Genomic DNA, 22053 nt, shown 5'->3' on the forward strand with positions numbered 1-22053 from the left:
AATCCGCACCCAAATAACATCGATGTAATTATCCACAGGGTTATCCCCGGCTGGGGATAACAGACCCCTGAGCTGGGTGTGTATTCCGGGTTGCACCGGCTGTCCCCGGCGACTTCGCGACAGTGCGCAGGGTCACTTATTTTTCAACGTATGTGCCTATATTCTGAAAATTACCTGGGAGCATAGCGCTGATCGAAGGAGACACATATGCGCACAACAGCACTCATGTTGGCGGGAACGCTTCTCGCCCCGCTGGCAGTCCACGCTCTGCCGGCCACCACCCCGAACGAGCCGGCCCGGTTGGTCTGCAATGCGGGGAAAATGTCACCGGACCAGCTGCGAGCTTGCCTGGCGAAAGCTATTAAAGATCGCGATGCTATCGCTGCCGAACTGGAAGCCAAGGGAATTGACGTGGCAGAAGCGCGCGAGCTCGCGCAGGAATGGGCCAGGGCTGATATGGGGCGTAGTACCTGGGAAGCGCGCTATAACAACGAAAAGCATTACGTCGATAACTTTGATGAGATCAAGAAGAAATACGATGATGCCGTTGCCAAACTGGCGGCAGCGCAGCGTGCATTTGACCAGGCCCAGGCAAAATACGATGCAGCTACCCAGCCCGATCCGGCGGCCGTGGCCGCGGCGCAGCGCCAGATGGATAGCGCGAATGCCGCCCTTGAAGCATCCAAGCGGGAAGCTCAGGCCCGCTGGAATCGTGGATCGCTCGGATTTTTCGAGGCCATGGGCGATACGGTGGCTGTTGAGGCTTTCTCTCAAACGAGCACCATCAACGATGTCCCGATTCCGCAATACACCAAGCTCGGGCAACCCGGGGATGCGACGAATCTTGATCTCATGCGCGAATCGATTCACCGAGTGGATAAGCTCAATGAGCTGCGGGCGCGCCACGGGCTCGCCCCGCTCAAGATTTCCTCCGGGCTTATGGCTCATGCCCAGCTTAACGCCAATGTGAATGTGCACGGCGGCTTCTTCGATCACGTGGGGGGCTTCAATTACGGCGAGAATATCGCTGCCATGCCCAGCCGCAGTGGGGATCCCTTCACCTTGTGGTATGACAAGGAAAAGGCTGAGTATGACCGAGGCGTGCGCGGCCCGAGTGTGGGGCATTACGTCAATATTATTGATCCGGGCTATGTGACCACCGGCTTCGCCATTGCGGATCCCGATCAATTGCCCTATTACTTCTTCGGGAACACCTTCGCGAGCAAGGGCATGATTGGCGATCAGTTCCTGCCCGGATACACCACCGCGGAGTACCTGGCTCGCCTGGACAGATACATCAGTAGCGCTCGCGAAAATATGACCCACGGGACCCCTGAAGCCCGCCGCGCGGTGGTGGAAGCGCAGGATGCTTTCCAGCGCGCGAACGCCGGCAAGGAAGATCCGGCCGCGCGCGAAAAACTCGACAAGGCCCGGGAAGCCCTGAAGAGTGCTCGCAGCGTTCACTTCGTTGCCAAGCACTCCTACGATGAAGCACTCAAGGCGCAAAAGACCTTCCCGGAAACCAAGAAGGCATGGGAAAAGGCCGTGGCGCGTTTCAAGGATGTTGATGCCAAGATGGCCGAAGCTGGCGATCTCATCGCTAAGCTCGCGAAGGCCGAAGCCGAGGTGCTGCGCGCCCAGGAGCGGGTGAACCAGATCGATACCCCGGTGCGTCCGGCCGATACCGGCAACGTCTTCTACGTATCGAATGACTGGACATCCACGCAGGCATCCTCGGTGTTCTCCTACGGCCGGGCGCGCGATGAGGTGCTCGTCGGGGATTGGAACGGGGATGGCACGGATACTTTCGCGGTGCGCCGCGGAAACATGATCTACGTGAAGAACTCCGTGGACGGCGGCGCCGCTGATATTGCCTTCAGCTACGGGCGCGTGGGCGATGAGATCCTCGTGGGTGATTTCGATGGCGATGGCCGCGATACCTTCGCGGTACGGCGCGGTAATACCTTCTACGTCCTCAATTCCCTCCACAGCGGGAACGCGGACCAGGTCATTAACTACGGCCGCTACGGGGACACCGTGTACGCCGGTGATTTCAACGGCGACGGTGTCGACACCTTCGCGGTGCGCCGCGGGAGCACCTACTTCGTGAAGAACCACATTTCCTCGGGAATCGCGGATCATGTATTCGCCTACGGGCGCGCCGGTGATGCCACCATCCTGGGTGATTTCGACGGCGATGGCCGCGATACCTTCGCGGTGCGCCGCGGCAACACCATCTACGTCAAGAACTCGCTGGGTGCCGGGAACGCCGATTCCGTTCTCAGCTACGGGCGCGTGAGTGACGAACTGTACGTGGGTGATTGGGACGGTAACGGAACCGATACCCCGGCGGTGCGGCGCTAAGCACGAACGCGCGGCGCTAAGTTCGCCCGCTAACCAGGCGTAATGCGCCAACTAACGCGAACATAAACAATATGGGGGCGGCCCGCCACATGGCGCGGCCGCCCCCATATTTGTCAGCAGTACTAGCGGTACTCCTAGATCGCCTCACCCAGGCTGGTGCCGACGGCGCGCGCCGCGGCAACCCAGGGATGATCCACCGGGACCAGCTTGTCTTTCCCGGCCACGTCCTCCAGCGGCACCGGCACGGCCTGCCCGTTCTGGGAGGCAATCATCACGCCGGATTTCCCGTGCGCTACCACATCGGCAGCCGCGCTCCCGAGCACGGTTCCCAACAGCCGATCCGCGGCGTCGGGAATTCCTCCACGTTGCACGTAGCCGAGGATGGTCACGCGTGCTTCCAGGCCGGTGGCCTCCTCCAGCTGCTGCGCCACCAGGAAAGTAGATTCCCGCTCGTTTTCCTCAATGGAACGCCGGTGGCTCTTCGCTGCCTCCTTCGCCTCCGGGGTCGGGGCGTGGCGCACCAGATCATTAGCGGCAGCCAGCTGCGCTGCCACCGGAATGGAATGTGCACCTTCGGCCACGGCGACCACGGAGAAAGGCCGCCCGTTTTCCGCCCGCCGCCGGATCGACGCCGCACACGACTCAATCGAATACGGAATCTCCGGGATAAGAATAATATCGGCACCCCCGGCAATCCCGGCGCCCAGCGTCAGCCACCCGGCGCGATGCCCCATGAGCTCCACCACGATAATGCGGTGATGGGAATGTGCGGTGGAATGGAGCCGGTCGATAGCATCGGTGGCGATGGACAGCGCCGTCGAAAAACCGAAGCTGGTGTCCGTGTGCATGATGTCGTTATCGATGGTCTTAGGCAGGTGGATGACAGGCAGCCCCGCCTGCGCCAACCGGTTCGCGTTCTTCGCGGTTCCGCCTCCGCCGATGCACACCAGCGCATCGATGTGCTCATCTTCAAGGTTCTGGGCGATCTGCGGGATCATATCCACGTACCCGCCGTTACCGTCCGGGAACTTATGGACCTTATCGCGCGAAGTCCCAAGCATGGTGCCGCCCTGCGTCAAAATCCCGGCCAAGGAATCCGAATCCAGCGGCATATAGCGGTTATTGACGAGCCCGGTAATACCGTTGCGGTACCCCACGAGCTCCATGCCGTATTTGCCCATCGCGGCTTTTCCGAAACCGCGGATGGCGGCATTGAGCCCGGGGGCATCCCCGCCGGCAGTGAGGATACCGACCCGCTTCACTGCTTTCCCCATCGGCTACTTCCACCCCATTGTCATGAGGAATCCGACGATCATAAAGCCGAATCCGAGGAACAGATTGCCGTTATTCCACCCCGGAATGGGGAAGCGGCCACCCGTCACGTAAGCGAGTACCACCACGATAAGCCCGATAATCATGAGCGTGCACATCACCGGCGCCCACCAGCTCGGCGAGCGGCGATCCTTCTGCGCGACCTTACGAGAGCGCTTCGCCGCTTCCTTTTCCCGGCTGGCCTGCGCCTCAATATCGCGTTTGGTGCCGGGGCGGCGCACGTCCTTCGCCGAGGGAGCAGCGCTCTTGCGCGACTTCCGAGCCGGGGCAGCGTTGCCGGCGGCTTCCGAAAGTTCGGGTTCGTCGTACTGTTGATCTGTCATGTTCTACCTTCCGCGGTTCCTTCCGCCCCTAAGCCTAACGAAGTAACGCGCTCGGTGGCGCGCCGCATCGCCCGATTCCTCTGGTATTTTTTCACAAAAGCCGGCGCGGGGCCATGTGCGCGGCCGCCGGCGGGTAGCGCGCGGGCGCAGGGGCGGCGTCGTCGTAAAAAATGAGGGGAGTTATCTCACCGCATTTTTCGAGCCGGAACCACTATTCTGTTTCTAGTACGAATCCGGTGGCAGTGGAAGGTGAGACTATGCGCGAACAGCAGCCCGAACGGGGGCACCGCTCCGGAAGGCGTGCGGCGGAAGGGAACGCCGCTCGCGCGCCGCGGCACGAAGCTGTGGGGCGGTACCGCCCGGCTACCGCCGGTGCAGGTACGTCCGGTGCAGGTACGACGGCGCAGCTTCCCGCCCAGGCCGCCGCCACCGCCCTCACCGCAACCCGGTCGGCCGCATCCGCTCAGCGCCGCGGTGGCATCCTCAACGCGATTATTGGTGTGATCGGAGAGCTGCTTATTACCGCGGGCATCGTGGTGGGCCTCTTCATCGTGTGGCAGGTGTACTGGACTGACCTGGGCGCGAATCGCGATCAGGCCCAGCAGATTGAGACTGTCAATAAGCAATGGGGCGATCCGCGGGGGGCCACTAAGGTAGGGACCCCGCGCACGGATGCTCCGCCGGCCGCGGATCACGTGAATCGTACGGGTGACCTGGAAGGCATTATTTACATCCCGCGTTTCGGTGCCGACTGGCGCTACACCGTCAAATACGGCGTGGACCTGGAAGCCGTGGTGGATACCGGGAGTTTCGGGCATTACCCGGATACCCAGTACGTGGGTGAGGTCGGCAATTACGCGATCACCGCGCACCGCCAAACCTACGGCGCGGCCATGCGCGATGTGCCCGAGCTCCAGCCCGGCGACCCTATCATCGTACAAACCAAGAACGCCTACTACGTGTACAAGGTGGGCGAACACGAAGTGGTGCCGCCCACACAGGTGGGCGTACTGGCCCCGGTGCCGAATAAGCCGGAGGAGGCACCCACCCAGCGTATCCTCACCATCACCACCTGCCATCCGCCCTTTGTGTCCAGCGATCGCTGGATCACCTACGCCACCCTCGATCATTGGGTCGACGCCGCCGAGGGCGCCCCGGCGGAGCTGGTGAAGTAGGCGGCCGGTGCGGTGCGGGGCTGGCGCGGGTGTTGCGCTCGAGCGCAACCCGGGCGTGAACGTTCCTGTCACCGGCCGCGCGAAGTCCCGCGGGCCTGGTCCGCGTGACATCGGTCCACGAACACCTACAAACCGGACTGCTCCCGGTACTAACAGACAGACATGAAGAAGAAACGGAGCACGTAATGTACGGATTTATTTGGCGGCATCTGCCCGGCCCGACGTGGCTGAAGGTCATCGAGGCCCTCATCATCATCGCCGCGATTGTTTTCGCGCTATTCGAGTGGGTTTTCCCCTGGGTGAATACCGTATTCCGCCCGCAGGACACCACCATCAGCCAGTAGCCCGCCCCTGGAAACAAAGTGGTACTGGAGCTACATCCAACGGCCGGTTTTCTGTTCTGGAGTACCACTTTGTTCGGCAATAGTTACATCTACCTCGGGCGCCTCACCAGCACCTGGGGAGGGGCCGTGTTTTTCCTAGGTGTACTTCGCATGTGCGACATCCGCAGTACACCCCGGAAAAACACCCCGCCCCCGGCGGCCGCGGGGCAGCGATGCTCCAGCGGGGCGCAAACCGTGCATTCTGAACCGTATAGGCCACAAAATGTACGTCCCTGACAATAAAACAGGGAAAAACTGTCACCCACGTACACTTTGTTGGCCTGCGCAATGCCTACTTCTTCCCCCAGGGGTATACAAGCATAGACCGCTCCGGGCCGGGAGCGCACAAAAGCAACACCAGTGCATGATTCAGAAAAGTTAATGTAGCTGTGGTTGCTTTTTCGTGGGCTAGGCCGTTCGGAACCGCGCCGTGCCTGAGCTGGCGTCGAGCTAGGCCGTGCTGCCCGGAACCGGTAGCTAGTTACTTACCCGTTCCCCTGGCCGGTGGGTGCGGGATTGGGATGGGCACCGCCGCCCGAACCGCCGGAGCCTCCCGATCCGCCCGATCCGGAGCCGCCGGAACCTGAGCCGGCGGGCGGGGTGCTCGGGGTGGGAGTAGGTGCCGGGGCGATGCCCACGGTAATACGCATCTCGGTATCGCGCTGCACCACGGTGCCCGGAGCGATGCTCGCATCCACGACCTTGCCGACCTTCGCCGGGTCGCTGACTTCCTGCTCGCTTTGGCCCACAACCGTGAGGCGCGCATCGCGCAGCGCCGCCCGCGCCTCATCCACGCTCATGCCGCGCACATCCGGAACTGCCACATTGCCGCTGGCCACCTGCAGTTTCACGGTGCTGCCCGGCTTCACGCTTTCACCCACATTAGGGCTGGTGGACACCACCCGGTCGCGGTCCTCGCTCGGGTCATTGACCTGCTCCATACCGCCCACGGTCAGCCCCGCCGCGCGCAGTGCCTGGGAGGCTTGATCCGTGCTCATCCCCACCACATCGGGAACCTGCACGGCGGACGGACCGGAGGAGAAGTGCAAGGTCACCCGGCTGCCCACATCCACGGTGCTCCGCATCGCCGGATTGGAGGACACAACCAACCCCTTGTCCACGGTATCGCTGGCTACATCCGTACCGCGCACGAACTCCAGGCCCAAGCTAGTCAGCTGCTGGCTGGCCTGCACCTCGGTCCACCCCACCATATCGGGGATCGCCACCTGCGCCACCGCGGTTTCGGTGGGCTGCGGTTCGGCGGAGCCGCCCCGCCCGGATAGGAAGAACCAGCCCAGAATCCCCAGGGCAATAACAAGCAAAACCACCCCGCCCCAGATGAAGGGCGCACCGGACTTCTTCTTTACCGGCGGTTGTGCCCCGGTGGCCGTTGGGTCATAGCCCGGATAGCTCCCGGTGGGGTAGCTGCCCGTGGGGTAAGCCCCGGGGTAGGCGCCCGTCGGGTACCCACCCGGGTAGGTGGGCGCGCCGCCCGGCTGCGCCGTCGTACTAGAAATCGCCCCCGCACCGGCGCCGCCCGCAGGACCACCGGCGCTCCCGGCAGTCGCGGTGGGATAAGCAGTAGTGGAAGCGGGGCGCGTGTTAGCGGCCGAATATGCTTGAGTGGCAGCCGTCGCGGCATTGGCCCCCGCGCCGCCGCCAAGGCCCGCCGCACCGGCAACACCCGCCGCGCCGATACCGGCACCGGCAATCGCACCCGCCCCGTAAGCATTCCAAGAAGAAACCGCCGGGGCGTCCACGCCTTCCCCGCGCGCCGCTGCCAGCAGGTCCGCGCGGAATTCTGCGGCGTCCTGGTAGCGGTCCTCGCGGCTCTTCGCCAGGGATTTCATGACCACGCGGTCAATAGCATCCGGAATATCGGAAGCGATCTGGGAAGCCGGCTTCGGGGTTTCGGAAACATGCTGGTAGGCCACCGCCACCGCGCTATCGCCCACGAAAGGCGGGCGCCCGGTGAGAAGCTCGTAGAGCACGCAGCCGGTGGAATACAGGTCGGAGCGCGCATCCACCACTTCCCCGCGCGCCTGTTCGGGGGAGAGATACTGTGCGGTGCCCACCACGGAATTGGTCTGCGTCATCGTGGCAGCGGAATCGGCAATGGCGCGGGCGATCCCGAAGTCCATGACCTTCACCTTGCCGCCGGTGGTGAGCATAATATTGCCCGGCTTGATATCGCGGTGAATGATGCCCTCATGATGGGAGTATTCCAGCGCGGAGAGCACCCCCACCACAATCTGCACGGCCTCCCCGATGGGTACCGGGTCCCCGCCGTGCAGCAGGGAAGCCACGGTGCGGCCCTTGACGTACTCCATGACGATATAGGGCAGCGCCAGCTCGGTACCGCCCGTAGAGGTCACGGTTTCCTCACCGGTGTCATACACGGACACGATGGAGGGGTGATTGAGCGCGGCCGCTGATTGCGCTTCACGCCGGAAACGGGCCAGGAAGGTGGCATCCTGCGCCAGGTCGGTGCGCAGGATCTTAATCGCTACCGTGCGTGAGAGGCGGGTGTCGTAGCCGAGATGTACCTCGGCCATACCGCCTCGACCGATGATCTCGCCCACCTGGTAGCGGTTGCCGAGTACGCGGGGGATATCATTCACGTCGCGTCACCTTTCTGCTGAGCATCTGCTTAGTTCACCTTAGCTTCAAGTACTGTGCGGGCAAGGGGGGCGGCAACGGAGCCACCGTCGCCATCCCACACGGCATTGCCCGAATTTTCGACCACAACGGCCACGGTATAGGCCGTGTCCCCGATGGTCGCATTCCCCACGAACCACGCGTGCGGGGGGATATCGTTCGTGATTTCCGCGGTCCCGGTTTTCCCGGAGGTTTCAATGCCGGGGAGGGTGAAAAGATACCCGGTGCCGTGCTTGACCTCATTGACCATCATCTGGTGCATATAGCTCGCGGTTTGCTGGCTCATCGCCCGCGACAGCACTTCCGGTTCGCTTTCGCTCACGGGTTCGAGATCCGCGGTGAGGGTGCGGCGCACCAGATTCGGTTTCATGACGACGCCGTCATTAGCTATCGCCGCCCCGACCATCGCCATCTGCATTGGGGTGACCCGAATATCGCGTTGGCCGATGGAATCCATGGCGAGCGCGGCGGCATCTTCCGGCGCGGGGAAGCGCGACGCGGATACCGGCAGCGGGGTGGCCAGCTCGCTATTGAATCCGAATTTTTCGGCCTGCGCGACCATTTTTTCCGGGCCCACCGCGATCCCGCCAATCGCGAACGGCGTATTGCACGATTGCGCGAAAGCTTCGGTGAGCGTGACTTTCCCGGAGCCGTCCCCGCAGGCGGCCTGCCCCGGATTCCACATATCGTGGGTGGTTCCCGGCGGCACGAAGGTGCGGGGGGCCTCCACCGGCGAATCGGGGGTGAGCCCGAGGTTCTCAATCATCGCGGTGGCGGTGAGCAGCTTGAAGGAGGAGCCGGGCGCGTACTGGTCCCCTCCGGTAGCCCGGTCGATCAGCGGCTTGGTGGGATCGGTTTCGAGGGCCTGATAGTTTTCGCGCGCGGCCGCGGTATCGTGCGTGGCCACCCCGTTCGGATCGAATCCGGGGGTGGAGACCTGCGCCAGAATATCTCCGGTGCGGGAATTAAGTACGACGACGGCGCCGCGCTGGTTACCCAGCGCGGCGGCTGCGGCCTCCTGGAGCTGGGGATCGATAGTGAGCTCAACGCCCCCGCCCTGGGGTTGGGAACCGGTGATGAGTTCTTCGATACGTTGACCGGCCAGGGAGGAATCCGAGCCGCCCAGGACCGGGTTCATGGCGCGTTCCAGGCCCGTCATCGAGTTATGGGCGATGGAGTAGTAGCCGGTGAGGTTCGAGTAGATCTCCGGGCGCTCGTAAACACGCAGGTAATTGTAGGCATCGTCGATGGGTTGGGAGGAGACGATGGAGTCCCCGGCCACGATAATGGGACCGCGCTGGGTGCCGTATTCGCGGTAGAGCGTACGCACATTCCACGCGTTGGCATTCAGGCTGGCGGCCTGGAAGAACTGGATCGCGGTGGTGGAGCCGGCCAAACCTAAAAACATGACCGCGAGGACCGCGACGAGCTGGCGGATAGGGCGATTCACGGGCGCACCACCTCCGTGCGGGCGCCGCCGGGCGTTGAGTTCCGGGAGTCCCCGCTGGGCGAGTTAGCTGTGCCAGCCGAACGCACGCCGCCGGCCGGCCTTCCCGCGCCGCGCGGGGCGCGGCGCGCGTCGTCGTCGCCCTCACTATCGCCCTCATCGGCGCTCCCACGCAGGACCGCGAGTTCGTCGGTGGTGGGCAGCGGGCGCGCTTCTTCGGGGCGGCGCGCGGTGTGTGACATGCGGATGAGCAGCGCGATAATAATCCAGTTGGTGAGCAGCGCCGAGCCGCCGTGCGCGAGGAAGGGCAGGGCCAGGCCGGTCAGCGGGATAATGCGCGTCACCCCGCCGATAACGATGAAGCATTGCAGCCCGAGTACGAAGGACAGCCCGGAAGCGAGGAGTTTACCGAAGCCGTCGCGTGATTCCAGGGCGACCCGCATGCCGCGGCTGATGAGAAGCAGGTAGATACACAGGATCGCGCCCACGCCCACCAGGCCGAGTTCCTCGGCGAAAGAGGCGTAAATGAAATCGGAATGTGCCGCGTACACCAGGTTCGGGTAGCCGCGCCCGAGCCCCGCGCCGAAGAGCCCGCCGGAGGCCATGCCGAAGAGACCCTGAACCACCTGGTAGGAGCCGCCGACGGCGTCGTACAGTTCCGGGTCGAAGGGGTCGAGCCAGATGGCGAAACGTGCCTGCACGTGGGAAACCGTTGTCGAAATAAACCACACGCCGCCCACGGTGAGGAGCGCGCCGATGGCCAGCCAGGAAACCTGCTCGGTGGCGACCCACAGCATCGCCACGAAGAGCCCAAAGAACAGCAGCGCGGTACCGAAATCGCGTTCAAAAACGAGCACGCTCATGCATAGCGCCCAGGCGATAAGAAGCGGGAGAATATGGCGGGCTTTAGGTAGGCGAATACCCAGGATTTTCGGGCCGGCGAGCGCCAGGTTATCGCGCTCGGTTACGAGGTAGGCCGCGAAAAACACCGCGAAACAGATTTTCGCGACCTCCGCCGGCTGGAAGGACATCCCGCCCACCCCGATCCACAGACGCGAGCCGTTGAGGGTGCGGCCCAGCGGGCTGAGCGGGAGCAGGAGCAGCACCACCCCGGCGATGAGCGAGGTCCACATGTAATTTTGCAGCACCCGGTAATTACGCATCGCAAGGATGGTGATGGCGAAGAACACCAGCGCCCCGGCGGTGAGGATGAGCTGGCTGCGGGCGTGGTCGGTATCTGCCGCGGCATCCACCCGGTAGATCATGGCCAGGCCCAGCCCGTTGAGGGCGATCGCGCAGGGGAAAAGCACCGGGTCCGCGTAGGGGCACAGTGCGCGAATAAGCAGGTGGCAGGCAAAAACCAGGGCGGCGCCGGCGCCCACCACCAGCGCGAAGCTGGGCGGCAACCCGGTAGTATCCGCGCCGGTATTATCCAGCCCGGTCCACACCAGGTAATAGGCACCCACCCCGATGGCTCCGGCCAGGAGCAGCAGGGTAATTTCCGGCCAGCGGCCGCGGCGCGTGCGCGGGGGAACCACCGTGCTCATCGGTTCTCTCCCGGGTTCGCGGGTGCGGCCGATTCCGGTGCGGGTGCGGCCGGCGCGTTGGGCGCGGGGCTTGAGTTCGCGGGTGGCGCGGGCGTTGCCGATGCACCGGGCGTAGCGGGCGCGGGCGCTGGCGTAGGTTCGTTGTTCTGTGCTTTTTGCTCACGCAGGGCGGCGACGACGGCGCGCGCTTCGCGCAGCGAAGCGCGCGTGATGGGCGTGGCCAGCCGATCTTGGGCCACCGGGGTGAGATCGCGGACCTGGAGATCAGTGGCTTCCGCCGCGTGGGAGAACTCCAGTGGGCCGAGGCGCTGCGGGATTCCCCGGTAAATCGTAACGGTGCCATTGTTATTGGCCACGTAGTAGCGGCTCTGGGTCCAGCGGTACGCGCCAAATAGGCCGGCCACCGCCAGGGCCAAAACAGTCAGAATAACAGCCAGGCGTGCTCCCCAGCGTGCGCGAGGACTACCCTCGGCACCCGAACTCTCGCGGCCGGCACCCGACCCGCGGCCCACGCAGGATGCGCCGTCCACGCCGCCGGTAGCCCCACTCGCTGGGCTATTTTTTGCAGCTTTATTCTTGCGGCCAATGCGCGAAGCTGTGCCAGCGCCGGAATTGGTGTCGGTTCCTGAACAATTTTCTCCAGCCGGTGCCGCTGACCCGTTCGTGCCCGCGGCACCATCAGCCGCAGCCGCCGCCGCAGCTCCCGTGCCCGCAGTGCCGCAGCCAGCCCCGGCGTTCGCATTCCGCGTCAGCGTCGCCGCCTTGGCCGCGGCGGAATTTCCCCCGCGGGTGGGCCTCCGGTAATCGCGCGCCGCCGAACCGACCACAATAGGCTGGGAGGGCAGCGGGCTGGTAAGTGCGGCGTCGTCAATAACATCCGCAAGAATAACGGTGACGTTATCAGGGGCCCCGGCCGCCAGCGCTAGATCAATAAGGTGTTCGCCCAGCTGGTGCAGGTCCGGAATGGCGGACATGGCGTGCTCGATGGTGTCGTGCGCGACCACGCCGAACAGGCCGTCCGAGCATAGCAGCCAGCGGTCCCCCACCCGGGCTTCCCGCACGGATTCGTCCAGTTCTACTTCGCCGGGGGTATCCCCGAGCGCTCGCATAATCACATTGCGCTGGGGGTGGTGTTCGGCTTCCTCCGGGGTGAGCCGGCCGTGATCCACCAGGTACTGGACGAGGGTGTGGTCATGCGTCACCTGGCCGAGCTTGCCATCCCGCAAAAGGTACGCCCGCGAATCGCCGATATGAACCATCGCGAGCTTATTCGAAGCACGCAGCATAGCAATGCAGGTAGTGCCCATGCCCGCCATTTTCGGGTTCTCCGCCACGAGCGCGAGCATGTCATCATGCGCGGCCTCCACCGCGCGGCGCAACAGCGGCAGCAAATCATCGGCGGCGTGCACATCATCCACCGCCACCAAATGACCCACCGTCACCGATGAGGCGATATCCCCGGCGGCCGCCCCGCCCATCCCATCTGCCACCACGAGCAAATGAGGCGAGGCGTAGCCACCGTCCTGGTTATTGGAACGAACCAGGCCGACATCGGAAAACGCCGCGTAGCGTAGCTGAATACTCAAACTTGTAGCTCCATCGTGGTTTCCCCCACCTGAATAACAACGCCGGGGTCCAGCGCGGTCGAGCCGTTAATGCGGATCCCCCCTACCAGGGTACCGTTTGTTGAGCCCAGATCCTCCACCCAGCGCCGGCCCTCCGCCGCGTAAATACGGGCGTGATGCCCGGAGGCGTACGTGTCATCCAGGACGAGCGTGTTATCCGGGGCGCGCCCGATATAGACCGGTTGCGAGCTGAGTGGTACCGCGGTTCCCAGCAGCGGACCCCCGGTCACCACCAGGTAGACGGGCCGTTCGACCGGCGCGGCAGGCGGTGTGGGGGAGTCGTTTTCCGCGGGGGCGGGCGCGTGGATGCTGCGGCGTCGTGCCGAAAGAAGAGAAGAACGACGGCGCACGTCCGTTCCCAGCACATCACGGCGCACCGTCAGCACGACGGCGAAAATGAACAGCCACAGCAGCGCTAGAAAACCGAAGCGCAATAAAGTTATTGCGAGATTCATGAGGCGGACGCCGTTCCGGTCCAAAACATAATGTGGGTGCGGCCAATGGTGATGGTATTGCCGTCCACCAGGGTGGCCGCGCTAATGCGGTGGCCTTCCACGAAGGTGCCGTTCGTGGAGTTGAGATCCGTGGCGATCACGCCATTCGGGGTGACCTGGAGTTCGAGGTGGTGGCGGGAGATGCCAGAATCGTCCACGCTGATATCGCAATCGGAGCCGCGGCCGATAATCGCGGTGGTGCCGGTGAGGAGGTAGCGATCCCGCCCCACCTGGATGAGCGGGTTTTCCTCCGTGCCGGCGCTGCGAGTGGCCGGGGCGATGGCGCCGCGCTGCGTGGTTGTCCGGGTGCGTGCTGTTCCTTCGCGCAACTGGGGATCCTCCTCGAATGTGATCTCAATCGGGCCGACGAATAAATAGTCCTGTTCGGTGGCGTATTCCACGGCGGAACGGGAGAGTTCCTCGCGGAGGGCTTCCTGGCCCCAGGAATCCACCCGAGCCAGATCCGCCGGGGCGAGCGCAACGGTGAACACATTCGGGGCAACGGTGCGGTCGCGGGAAAGCTCCGCGGCATCGCGCGTCATGGCCTTTTTGATGTCGGTGAGGATTTCCACCGGCTTCAGCTCGGACTGGAAAACGCGGAACGCCCCGGCGACGGCGTTCTCCACTCCCTTTTCAAACTTCCCGAGGGCGCCCATGGCCCTGCCCCTTCCCTATTCCTGTTCGCTTCTGCAGCTCGTGTAGCTTATAGCGCTTCTGTAGCTTCAGCTTCTATAGGCGACTGTAATCGCCCGCGCCGGTGCGCCGCTACCTTCCGCGCCGTGAGCGGAGCGGGTGGTGGGGCGACGACGCCCAGCTGGCAGCGCGGCGCTGTGGCGCAGGTGCGTCCTCGCCGCGGCGTACTTCCCGCTGCCGCAACTCTGCGCGGCCGCCGGGACCACGAGCCCGAGCCCCAGCGCTGCGACGCGTCTCACGTAAATTCGCGCTGCAAAAACTTGGACTAAACGGGGATGAGACGATAAGCTCATACGTGCACTTGCTCAAGTGGCGGAATAGGCAGACGCGCACGGTTCAGGTCCGTGTGCCCGTGAGGGCGTGGGGGTTCAACTCCCCCCTTGAGCACCACAATTGATATGGGCGCCGCTGGCATTTCTCATAGCGGTTTGGCGACATCGTCCTAAATGGCATAACCCCCCAATTTTCCATTGCGCCGCGATGGCGTTGTGCCATATAGTTGCTGTCGGATAGTTCCTTTTCATCGGAACCTCCTTTCGATCAGGGACCCCGGCGCTCTCACCGCCGGGGTCTTTCATTTCGGCCTATAGGACACTTGGTGTTGGTTTTATCCGGACTTTTCGGCTTACTAGCAGGCTAAAGTCGGATTCAAACTCGGTTTGACTCGAGTTTTTGGATGGACAAAACATGTTGGTTTAACCCCGACTTTCCCGCATTCTGGCGCGGAAAAGCCCGGATTGAAGACCCGCTTTCCGCCCATTTTCCCGCTCAGCGCCCGCCCAAGCCTGCACGTACGCAAAGCGCGCCGTCGTCCGCGTACACAAGCGTTTGGCGCCCCTCCACGCCCGCCACATGCGGCAGGGTACGCGGGAGGGGCATCCGCCGCCGTTTGACCCGCAAAGCAACGGATTCGCACGCTTGACGGCGGACCCTGGCGAGGGCCAATCCGCGGTATGTACGAACGGGGCGGGGTGTCGGAAACTACGTAAACACGGGATCGGGCTCGGGTGAAGGCCTGCTCGGCGGGCTAAATCTAGGGAAACCTACGGAATCGTAACCAACACATTTTGTCCTATAAGCCCTCTCGGGGTCTTTGATTTCAACTCTGGACGGCAGTACCGCTCCCGAATCGTGCCTGGAAACAAAGTGTGCGTGCGAGCACCGTTTTCACCTGATTTCATGTTCCTCACGCACACTTTACGAGCCGCGAGGTTCGGGACGCACACTTTGCGGGGCCTGCTGGATTCTGGTACGCGCGCGGGCAATATCGCGAGCGCGTAGGCCGCCGAACCTGGTATGTGTTTTCCGGGATGTACTGCCGATGTCGTACATACGAGGTACAGCTCTGACAACACATGCCTCCTCCCCAGGTGCTGGTGTGAATTCTGAGGTTCGAGTTATGGGGGATCATAGGGCACCCGGCTTATGGCTCGCTCGACTCGCGAAACGCTTGGCTTATCTGGCGCTCGGTATGCGGAACGCTCCGCTTCCGGGCATGCTGCTACCGACCGGGGCTGCGCTCGGCGCCCGGAATTTCTGTGCTACGATTCCACCCATGGGCATTCAACTATTCCTGTAGATCGGCGTGGCGCCTCGCGTTGAAGCGCGGCAGTCACGCCAGGTCACGCACGCAACACTCACCGGTAGGTACATTGGCGCACTCGCGCTCACCCCTCGTACCCCCGCAATTTTTGCGTGCTCTGCTCCACCTCCACGGAATATTCGAACCACAGCATCTTGAGGAATCCCATGACCCAGCCATCGGCCGCGTCCACATCCGCTACGCGTTCCGCTTCCGCCACGCATCCAAAACCCACCCCGCATATTTCCCGCTTCGCCGCCTTCCGCCCGCGCTCGCTGCGCTTTTCTGAGGAACATATCCACGCCTACCCGAACCGGCCCCTCGCATTCCTCCTCGCCATCACCCGTGAAAATGCCGGGCTGATCGCGCTGACCACGCTGATCGCTTGCCTAACCTCGGTGGCCAGCGTGGCCCAAATTCACTTCGTCGGGAAAATGCTAGATTCCGGGCTGGAGCACGGTATCACCGCTGAGCTCCTCGCTCCGGCAGGGGCTTTCGTCGTCGCCACTCTTATCCTCGCGCTCACGCTCTGCACGGAAATCCCCGAAAATATGCTGTGGATGCGGGCAATGATCCATCCGCAGCGCACCCTCGCCGCCCGGCTTTTCCCGCGCCGCACCAATCTGGAGATGCAAACGGGCGACGTCGTCTCCGTGCTCAACTCGGATACCTATATGGTCGGTTCGATGCTCATTAATACGCCGGCCACGATTGCGTCGTTCCTCTCCTTCGGGCTGGTGGCGGTGCTCATGATGCGGATGAGCGTGCCCCTTGGCCTCGCGGTGATTATCGGCCTGCCGCTGGTTATGGCGGTTGTCTCCTGGATTTCCCGTATCATGGCCAAATGGCGTGAACCGTTGCGCGAAGAACAGGGCAAACTGACCACGCTGGCCACGGACGGCGTGGTCGGGCTGCGGGTGATGCGCGGCGTTGGCGGGGAAGATTACTACAATGCGCGCTACCGCGAACAATCGGAAGCGGTCAAAAAGGCCGGTTTCGACGCCGCCCCGTCGCGTGCCCTCATGTCCACCGTGACCAACGGCGGCCCGCTTATTTTCCAGGCGGTCATCGTGACGGTGGGCGTGAGTATGTTGCTCAGCGGGCACCTCACCGCCGGCGAACTCTTCGCGTTCGCCGGCTATTGCGCCATCCTCTCCATGCCCATCATCATGTTCGCGAGCTTCGCGGCAACTGCGGTGGCTGCCTGGGTGAGCGCCAAGAAAATTACCCGCGCGCTCGCGGCCGAACCGCTCCTGCCCGATACCGGCACCGTGATCCCGCCTGCCTGGCACGCGGTTTCGCTGTACGACGCCGCGGCGGAGCTGCACATCGAAGCCGGGCGCTTCACCGCCGTGGTGGGCGCGAACGTGGAGGAGGGCACCGCGATTGCGGCGCGGCTCGCGCGGATGAACGACGACGCCGATATCCGCCTGCGCTGGCCCGCTCCGACAGCTAACGGTGAGCCGGGCGAAGGGCCCGCCGCCGGCAAAGCGCCCACCCCGGGCGAAGCCCGCGCCGCGGATATTCCCTTGGACGAACTACGCGCCCATATCCGCTACTCGGGGCCGGTCGCCGATCTTTTCGCTGGCACTCTACGCGAAAACCTCCAGGGCGAGCACGCCCCGGAGGTGCCAGCCCGCACCCTCGCCCAGCTTTTCGAGGACTATTCGAGCGGACAGGCCGGCCACCAGCATGCCCCGGCGGATACCAGTGCCGATGATCGGCTCACCTGGGCGCTGGCCACGGCTCAGGCTCGTGATGCCGTGGATTCGCTAGGCGGCTTGGACGGCACCGTCACCGAGCGCGGCCGCAATGTTTCGGGTGGCCAGCGCCAACGCCTGGTGTTGACCCGGCTGCTGGCAAGCGACCCGGACATCGCCATCCTCGTGGACCCTACCTCCGCGGTGGATTCCCACACCGAGGCTCGTATCGCCGCGGCCCTATCCCAAGCCCGAAAAGGGCGCACCACCGTAGTCGTTTCGGCATCCCCGCTGGTGCTGGGGGTGGCTGACGTCGTCGTTCTTATTCGCGACGGCAAAGAAATCGCGCGCGGCACGCACGCGCACCTACTCGACCACCCGGACTACCGCCGCATCGTGGTGCGGGAAACCGGAGAAGAACCGCAACCCGGTGAAACCGGATCCGCGGCACGGCCCGCCGCCGCAAACCGCGCCGCCGCGAAAACCCCGCAACCCGGAGAGGAGCTGGCATGATCCTTCCCATCGCATCGCGCCGTTTTTCCGTGCGTGCCCTGGCGCGCATTGTCCGCGGGCGCCTGGGCGAATTCAGCCTGGTCGTCGGCCTGCAATTAGTGGCGGCCATCGCGGCGGTCATTTCACCCATCGTGATCGGCCGCGCCATCGATATCGCCGGCCACCCGGAAGCCGCGAGCCGCGCGGCCGGGCTCATCGCCCTCATGCTCGGGGCGGTCGCGGTCCATACGCTGTTCACCTTCCTCGCGGATCTGCGCGCGGAATACTTCGGCAACCGGGTCTTCGCCCAGCTGCGCGACGGCGTGGTGCACGGCATCACCCACCTGCCCCTTGACCTGGTGGAAAGCGCCGGCTCCGGCGATCTCCTCGGCCGCACCACGGACGATATCACCCGCGTGCAATTCTTCATCCAACGCGGAATTTCCAGTCTCGTGGTGCTGGTGACCACCGTGTGCGTTTCGCTGGGCGCGGCGCTCTTGGCGGCCCCGGCCCTCGGCTGGACGCTATTCCTCACGGCGCTGGTCACGGCGGTAGTGCGCTGGTTCCTGCGCCGCATCGTCCCGGTTTTCCAGTCCGGGAGCGCGGTGCGCGCGGCTTTCGCCGGCTCGGTTTCCGAAACCGTCACCCAAAAAACCACCGTCGACGCCCTCAACCTGGGGCGGGTGCGCCTCGGGCGCCTGGACACCTTCATCGAGGAACACGTGCGCGTGGAAACCTACGGCCCGGGGATTGTATGGCTGTTCCGCGCCGGCGTGGCGCTCACCGTGTGGCTGCCGGTCCTGGTCACGCCCCTGGTGGGCGCGCTGCTCATCCCGCGCGGCGCCGCGACCCTCGGCCAGGTCATCACGGTCACGATGCTCGCGATCCAGCTAGCCGGCCCGCTCGAAGAACTCGGCTGGTTCATCACCGAACTCCAGTATTCCCTGGTGTCCTTCGCCCGCATTTTCGGGGTGGATACGGTGCCGCCGGAGTCGCGCCCCGACGTACCGCGCGGAACCGATGTTGAATTGCGCGGGGTGCGTTTCCGTTACGGCCGCACCATTAACGACGACGCCCGGCCCAGCGAGCCACGCGCCTACGCGCTTAAGGGCGTGGATCTGGAGGTGCGCAGCGGGGAGCACCTGGCGATTGTGGGGCCGTCCGGGGCCGGGAAATCCACGCTGGCCCGGCTGATCGCCGGAATTAACCGCCCCGAATCGGGAACGGTGCGGATTGGTGGGGCGGATGCTTCCCGGATCCGGGAGGATCACCTGCATACCACGGTGTCGCTGGTGACGCAGGAGCACCACGTGTTCGTGGGAACGGTGGCCGATAATCTGCGCATGGCTCGCGCGGATGCCAGCGAGGAGGAAATGCGGGCCGCGCTCGCGGCGGTGGAACTGGATCTGCCTTTGGAGGAGCGCCTGGCGGGCGGGGCGCGCGAGCTGTCACCCGCGCAGGCCCAGCAATTGGCGCTGGCCCGCATTATTGTGCTGGACCCGCAGATCCTTATTTTGGACGAGGCCACCGCGATGCTGGATCCGAATGCGGCGCGTTCGGCGGAGCGCGCCCTGGCCCGGGTGCTGGAAGGGCGCACCGTTATTTCCATCGCGCACCGGTTGTATAGCGCGCATTCCGCGGACCGGGTGGCCGTGATGATCGACGGGCGGGTTGCCGAGCTGGGCAGCCACGATGAGCTGGTCGAACGCGGCGGGGAATACGCCCGGCTGTGGGAGATGTGGCAGGCGGTTGATGTGCCGGAGGTGTGAGGATGAAAGGGTGAGGCGCGAGTGCGCTCCGTGAGGTGATCAGCTCTAGTTTGTGCTTCGCGCCGCCGGGCCGGGGAGGTTACCGCTCGGAGCTGAGCCTATCTGCGCGGCTGAGGGCGTAGCGGGCTAGCGCCGTCGTCGTTCCAACCCAGAGAAGCGCGAACACGATATCCGCAGCCGCCGGTGCGCGCATCCACTGCACGTGATACGTGAGCGGGTTGCAGCGCGCGATGACCTGGAGGTACGCGGGCGCGGAGCTGAGCTCGTAGAACAGCGGGGCGGAGAGGACCACCGGCAGCGTGGTGAAGGTGGCGAGCATATCGCGCGCCGCGTAGCTGTTCAGCCCGTTACCCCGCCGCGTCTACCAGCGCTTTTTCGAGCTCAATCGTATTGGTGATTGCGGTGAGTGGCTGGTAGCCGGTGCTCGCGGTGCCGTTGATAATAATCGCGGGGGTGCCGCGCAACCCCAGGGTTTCTAGCCCCAAGGATTCTTGGGCGGCAATGAAGCTGGTGGTTTCCGCGCTGTCACGCGCGGCCCGGAAAGCTTCCACGTCCAAGCCCAGCTGGGTGGCGTAAGCGTCGAGGTTCTCGTTGGAGAACATCGACGGTGCTTTGTCAGGGTCGTGGCCGGCGGCAGCTGCGCCGTCGAAAAGAAGAGAAGAATACTCCCAGAACTTGCCCTGCAATCCGGCCGCGTGCGCGGCGGCGGCTGCGCGATCACTGGACACGGTGTCTTTGAAGATCGGCACCTGCACGTACGCGAGGTAAATATCGCCCTTTTTGGCCAGCTCCAGGAGCTGCGGTACGGATTCGGCGTGGAGTTTATTGCAGAAACTGCAAGCGTAATCGGAGTAGATCGTGACGTGCACGGGGGCCTTCGGGTCCCCGGCGGTTTGCCCGGAGGCAGTTTCCAGCTGCGGCAGGGCCTGGAGCTGGGTGCGAATCTCATCGGGCTGGGTGGGAATGTAATCCTGACCGGCAACCCAGCCACGCTCCGTGGCGAGCTGGGTGTAGCGCGTCTCAACGGGTCCGGGCGTGGTATTCGGGAGGGATCCAGGCCCGCCCTGGCCCGGAGAGTCTTGCCCCGCGCCGCCTGCACCGGGAGTGGCCGGCGCGGTAGCTGTTGTGGTGGGATGTGCGGCGCCGCCCCCGAAACGCCCGTTGGACGAACCGAGGGTCAGCAGCACCGCGAAAACTACCAGGGCAATAATCGCCAGCACGGTGATCATCACCCAGAATCCGCGGCTGCTGGGATGCTGTTCTTCTTCCCCAGCAGGCGCGGGAGGTGTGGAAGGCGGCCACGCCGGGCCGGCGCCGGTACCAGCGCCCGTGCCGGTAGCTGAGCCAGTACCGGTGCCTGTGCCAGTACCGCCGCCCGCGGCTGCACCGGCGTTCGGATCCGGGCCCACGCCCGCACCCGAACCCGCCGCTGCGGGCGTACCGTACTGACCCTGGAACCCAGATTGGCCGCGATCCACGGAGTCAGGAGTTCCCTGGCTCATTATTCCTCCACCCAGCGCTCAATCGTGCGCACGAAATGTTCCGCATCTTCATCAGCGAAGATATCAAAGACCACCAGATTCACATTCGAGCGCGGATTCTGGTGCAGCCATTGCGCCACGGTATCCAGCGCGATCCGCGTGGCTTCCGCGAAGGGGAAATGCGAATGGCCGGTGGCCAGCGAGCAGAAGGACACCGAAGTAATATCGCCCTTCTCCGAAGCCAGGTCGAGGCAGCGGGTGTAGCAGCTGGCCAGCGCCGCGCGATCCGCATCGGTGACCTCACCTTCCACCGTGGGCGGCAGGGTGTGGAGCACATAGCGCGCCGGCAGGCGATACCCGCGGGTGAGCACCGCTTCGCCCGGTTCCAGTTCGCGATCCGACATCGAGTACAGCGTGGCGCAGTCATTGCGCAGCCACGGGCCAGCCTGGCCATGAATGGCCTGGTCAATGGAGGGCTTATTGTAATCGCGGTAGCCCAGCAGGTTGGGGCGCGCCCCGTTGACCACCGCGTCCACCACGAGTTCCCGCGCATCCCCGCGCCAGATCACGGTCTTATCCCGGGCCGGGTATTCGGATTCCGGCATCATGTCAGAAATACGAGCCAGGTGGCGGGCCTCGGTGCGCCCCAGGTACCCGGACAGCCGGTAGAGCAGCACGTCAATTGCGCGCGAGACCTCCTCGCTGACTTCTTCAGGATCGCGCTGGATGAGGCGGTGGTTGAGTTCGGTGAAGAGCTCCCGGTCGGTCATTTTCGCCAGGTTACCTTCTAGGCCGCCGAAGGCAATCTCAAAAAGTTCCCGGTCGGTGCGCTTCGAGGCGGCGGGCGCGGGCCACTCGTCGTCGAGCTTCAGGGCGTCGCGATATTCAGCTAGGTTGAGCATTATTCTCCTTATTCTGGGTCCGAACAGGGTTCCCTAGTACAAGGGTACCGGGCAGGAGCGGTTTTCGTGTGCGTATGCACAGGGCT

16 protein-coding genes and 1 tRNA gene are annotated in these 22053 nt (G+C 64.2%); 6 read left to right on the forward strand and 11 right to left on the reverse strand.

Annotated features, from left to right (window positions below):
* Nucleotides 1-207: 207 nt before the first annotated feature.
* Nucleotides 208-2364 (forward strand): CAP domain-containing protein, encoded by a 2157-nt coding sequence (locus HMPREF9237_RS02180; RefSeq protein ID WP_016442083.1) that lies wholly within the window; start codon nucleotides 208-210, stop codon nucleotides 2362-2364.
* 134 nt (nucleotides 2365-2498) lie between these two features.
* Here the strand turns inward: HMPREF9237_RS02180 and HMPREF9237_RS02185 are convergent, their stop codons facing one another.
* Nucleotides 2499-3638: a 6-phosphofructokinase gene (locus tag HMPREF9237_RS02185; RefSeq protein WP_016442084.1), complete on the reverse strand. Its 1140-nt coding sequence runs from the start codon at nucleotides 3636-3638 to the stop codon at nucleotides 2499-2501.
* A gap of 3 nt (nucleotides 3639-3641) precedes the next feature.
* A complete protein-coding gene (locus HMPREF9237_RS08790) occupies nucleotides 3642-4019 on the reverse strand; it encodes a cell division protein CrgA (protein WP_016442085.1) in 378 nt (125 codons plus the stop codon).
* 257 nt (nucleotides 4020-4276) lie between these two features.
* On the opposite strand from HMPREF9237_RS08790, the gene HMPREF9237_RS02195 reads away from it, so the two are divergent.
* A complete protein-coding gene (locus tag HMPREF9237_RS02195; RefSeq protein WP_016442086.1) occupies nucleotides 4277-5194 on the forward strand; it encodes a class E sortase in 918 nt (305 codons plus the stop codon).
* 185 nt (nucleotides 5195-5379) lie between these two features.
* Nucleotides 5380-5538, forward strand: coding sequence for a hypothetical protein (locus HMPREF9237_RS09575; protein WP_016442087.1), 159 nt, complete (start codon nucleotides 5380-5382; stop codon nucleotides 5536-5538).
* A gap of 524 nt (nucleotides 5539-6062) precedes the next feature.
* On the opposite strand, the gene pknB is transcribed toward HMPREF9237_RS09575, so the two are convergent.
* From pknB to HMPREF9237_RS02225, 6 genes are read right to left on the reverse strand one after another with little or no spacing between them, the layout of a single operon-like run.
* On the reverse strand, nucleotides 6063-8198 hold the full coding sequence (gene pknB, locus HMPREF9237_RS09790; RefSeq protein WP_016442088.1) for a Stk1 family PASTA domain-containing Ser/Thr kinase: 2136 nt from the start codon (nucleotides 8196-8198) through the stop codon (nucleotides 6063-6065).
* Between the two features lie 29 nt (nucleotides 8199-8227).
* On the reverse strand, nucleotides 8228-9685 hold the full coding sequence (locus tag HMPREF9237_RS02205) for a penicillin-binding transpeptidase domain-containing protein (RefSeq protein ID WP_016442089.1): 1458 nt from the start codon (nucleotides 9683-9685) through the stop codon (nucleotides 8228-8230).
* Entirely contained in the window at nucleotides 9682-11229 is a 1548-nt protein-coding gene (locus tag HMPREF9237_RS02210) for an FtsW/RodA/SpoVE family cell cycle protein (RefSeq protein ID WP_016442090.1), read from the reverse strand. The genes HMPREF9237_RS02205 and HMPREF9237_RS02210 overlap by 4 nt, the downstream gene beginning before the upstream one ends.
* Entirely contained in the window at nucleotides 11226-12815 is a 1590-nt protein-coding gene (locus HMPREF9237_RS09705; protein WP_016442091.1) for a PP2C family protein-serine/threonine phosphatase, read from the reverse strand. The genes HMPREF9237_RS02210 and HMPREF9237_RS09705 overlap by 4 nt, the downstream gene beginning before the upstream one ends.
* Nucleotides 12812-13309 (reverse strand): FHA domain-containing protein FhaB/FipA, encoded by a 498-nt coding sequence (locus HMPREF9237_RS02220; protein WP_016442092.1) that lies wholly within the window; start codon nucleotides 13307-13309, stop codon nucleotides 12812-12814. Before HMPREF9237_RS02220 ends, HMPREF9237_RS09705 begins: the two co-directional genes overlap by 4 nt.
* On the reverse strand, nucleotides 13306-14004 hold the full coding sequence (locus HMPREF9237_RS02225; protein ID WP_016442093.1) for an FhaA domain-containing protein: 699 nt from the start codon (nucleotides 14002-14004) through the stop codon (nucleotides 13306-13308). The genes HMPREF9237_RS02220 and HMPREF9237_RS02225 overlap by 4 nt, the downstream gene beginning before the upstream one ends.
* 340 nt (nucleotides 14005-14344) lie before the next feature.
* On the opposite strand from HMPREF9237_RS02225, the gene HMPREF9237_RS02230 reads away from it, so the two are divergent.
* From HMPREF9237_RS02230 to HMPREF9237_RS02240, 3 genes are all read left to right on the forward strand, one after another.
* Nucleotides 14345-14431 (forward strand) — tRNA-Leu (locus tag HMPREF9237_RS02230).
* Between the two features lie 1359 nt (nucleotides 14432-15790).
* On the forward strand, nucleotides 15791-17836 hold the full coding sequence (locus HMPREF9237_RS02235; RefSeq protein WP_016442095.1) for an ABC transporter transmembrane domain-containing protein: 2046 nt from the start codon (nucleotides 15791-15793) through the stop codon (nucleotides 17834-17836).
* Nucleotides 17833-19584, forward strand: a complete 1752-nt coding sequence (locus HMPREF9237_RS02240; protein ID WP_016442096.1) for an ABC transporter ATP-binding protein — start codon at nucleotides 17833-17835, stop codon at nucleotides 19582-19584. Before HMPREF9237_RS02235 ends, HMPREF9237_RS02240 begins: the two co-directional genes overlap by 4 nt.
* A gap of 79 nt (nucleotides 19585-19663) precedes the next feature.
* On the opposite strand, the gene HMPREF9237_RS02245 is transcribed toward HMPREF9237_RS02240, so the two are convergent.
* From HMPREF9237_RS02245 to HMPREF9237_RS02255, 3 genes are read right to left on the reverse strand one after another with little or no spacing between them, the layout of a single operon-like run.
* On the reverse strand, nucleotides 19664-19903 hold the full coding sequence (locus HMPREF9237_RS02245; protein WP_016442097.1) for a hypothetical protein: 240 nt from the start codon (nucleotides 19901-19903) through the stop codon (nucleotides 19664-19666).
* A gap of 28 nt (nucleotides 19904-19931) precedes the next feature.
* Nucleotides 19932-21086, reverse strand: coding sequence for a DsbA family protein (locus HMPREF9237_RS08795; RefSeq protein WP_016442098.1), 1155 nt, complete (start codon nucleotides 21084-21086; stop codon nucleotides 19932-19934).
* On the reverse strand, nucleotides 21086-21967 hold the full coding sequence (locus HMPREF9237_RS02255) for a macro domain-containing protein (protein ID WP_016442099.1): 882 nt from the start codon (nucleotides 21965-21967) through the stop codon (nucleotides 21086-21088). The genes HMPREF9237_RS08795 and HMPREF9237_RS02255 overlap by 1 nt, the downstream gene beginning before the upstream one ends.
* Between the last annotated feature and the right edge of the window lie 86 nt (nucleotides 21968-22053).

Origin of the sequence: Actinotignum schaalii FB123-CNA-2, assembly GCF_000411135.1 — a bacterium.
GTDB lineage: Bacteria > Actinomycetota > Actinomycetes > Actinomycetales > Actinomycetaceae > Actinotignum > Actinotignum schaalii_A.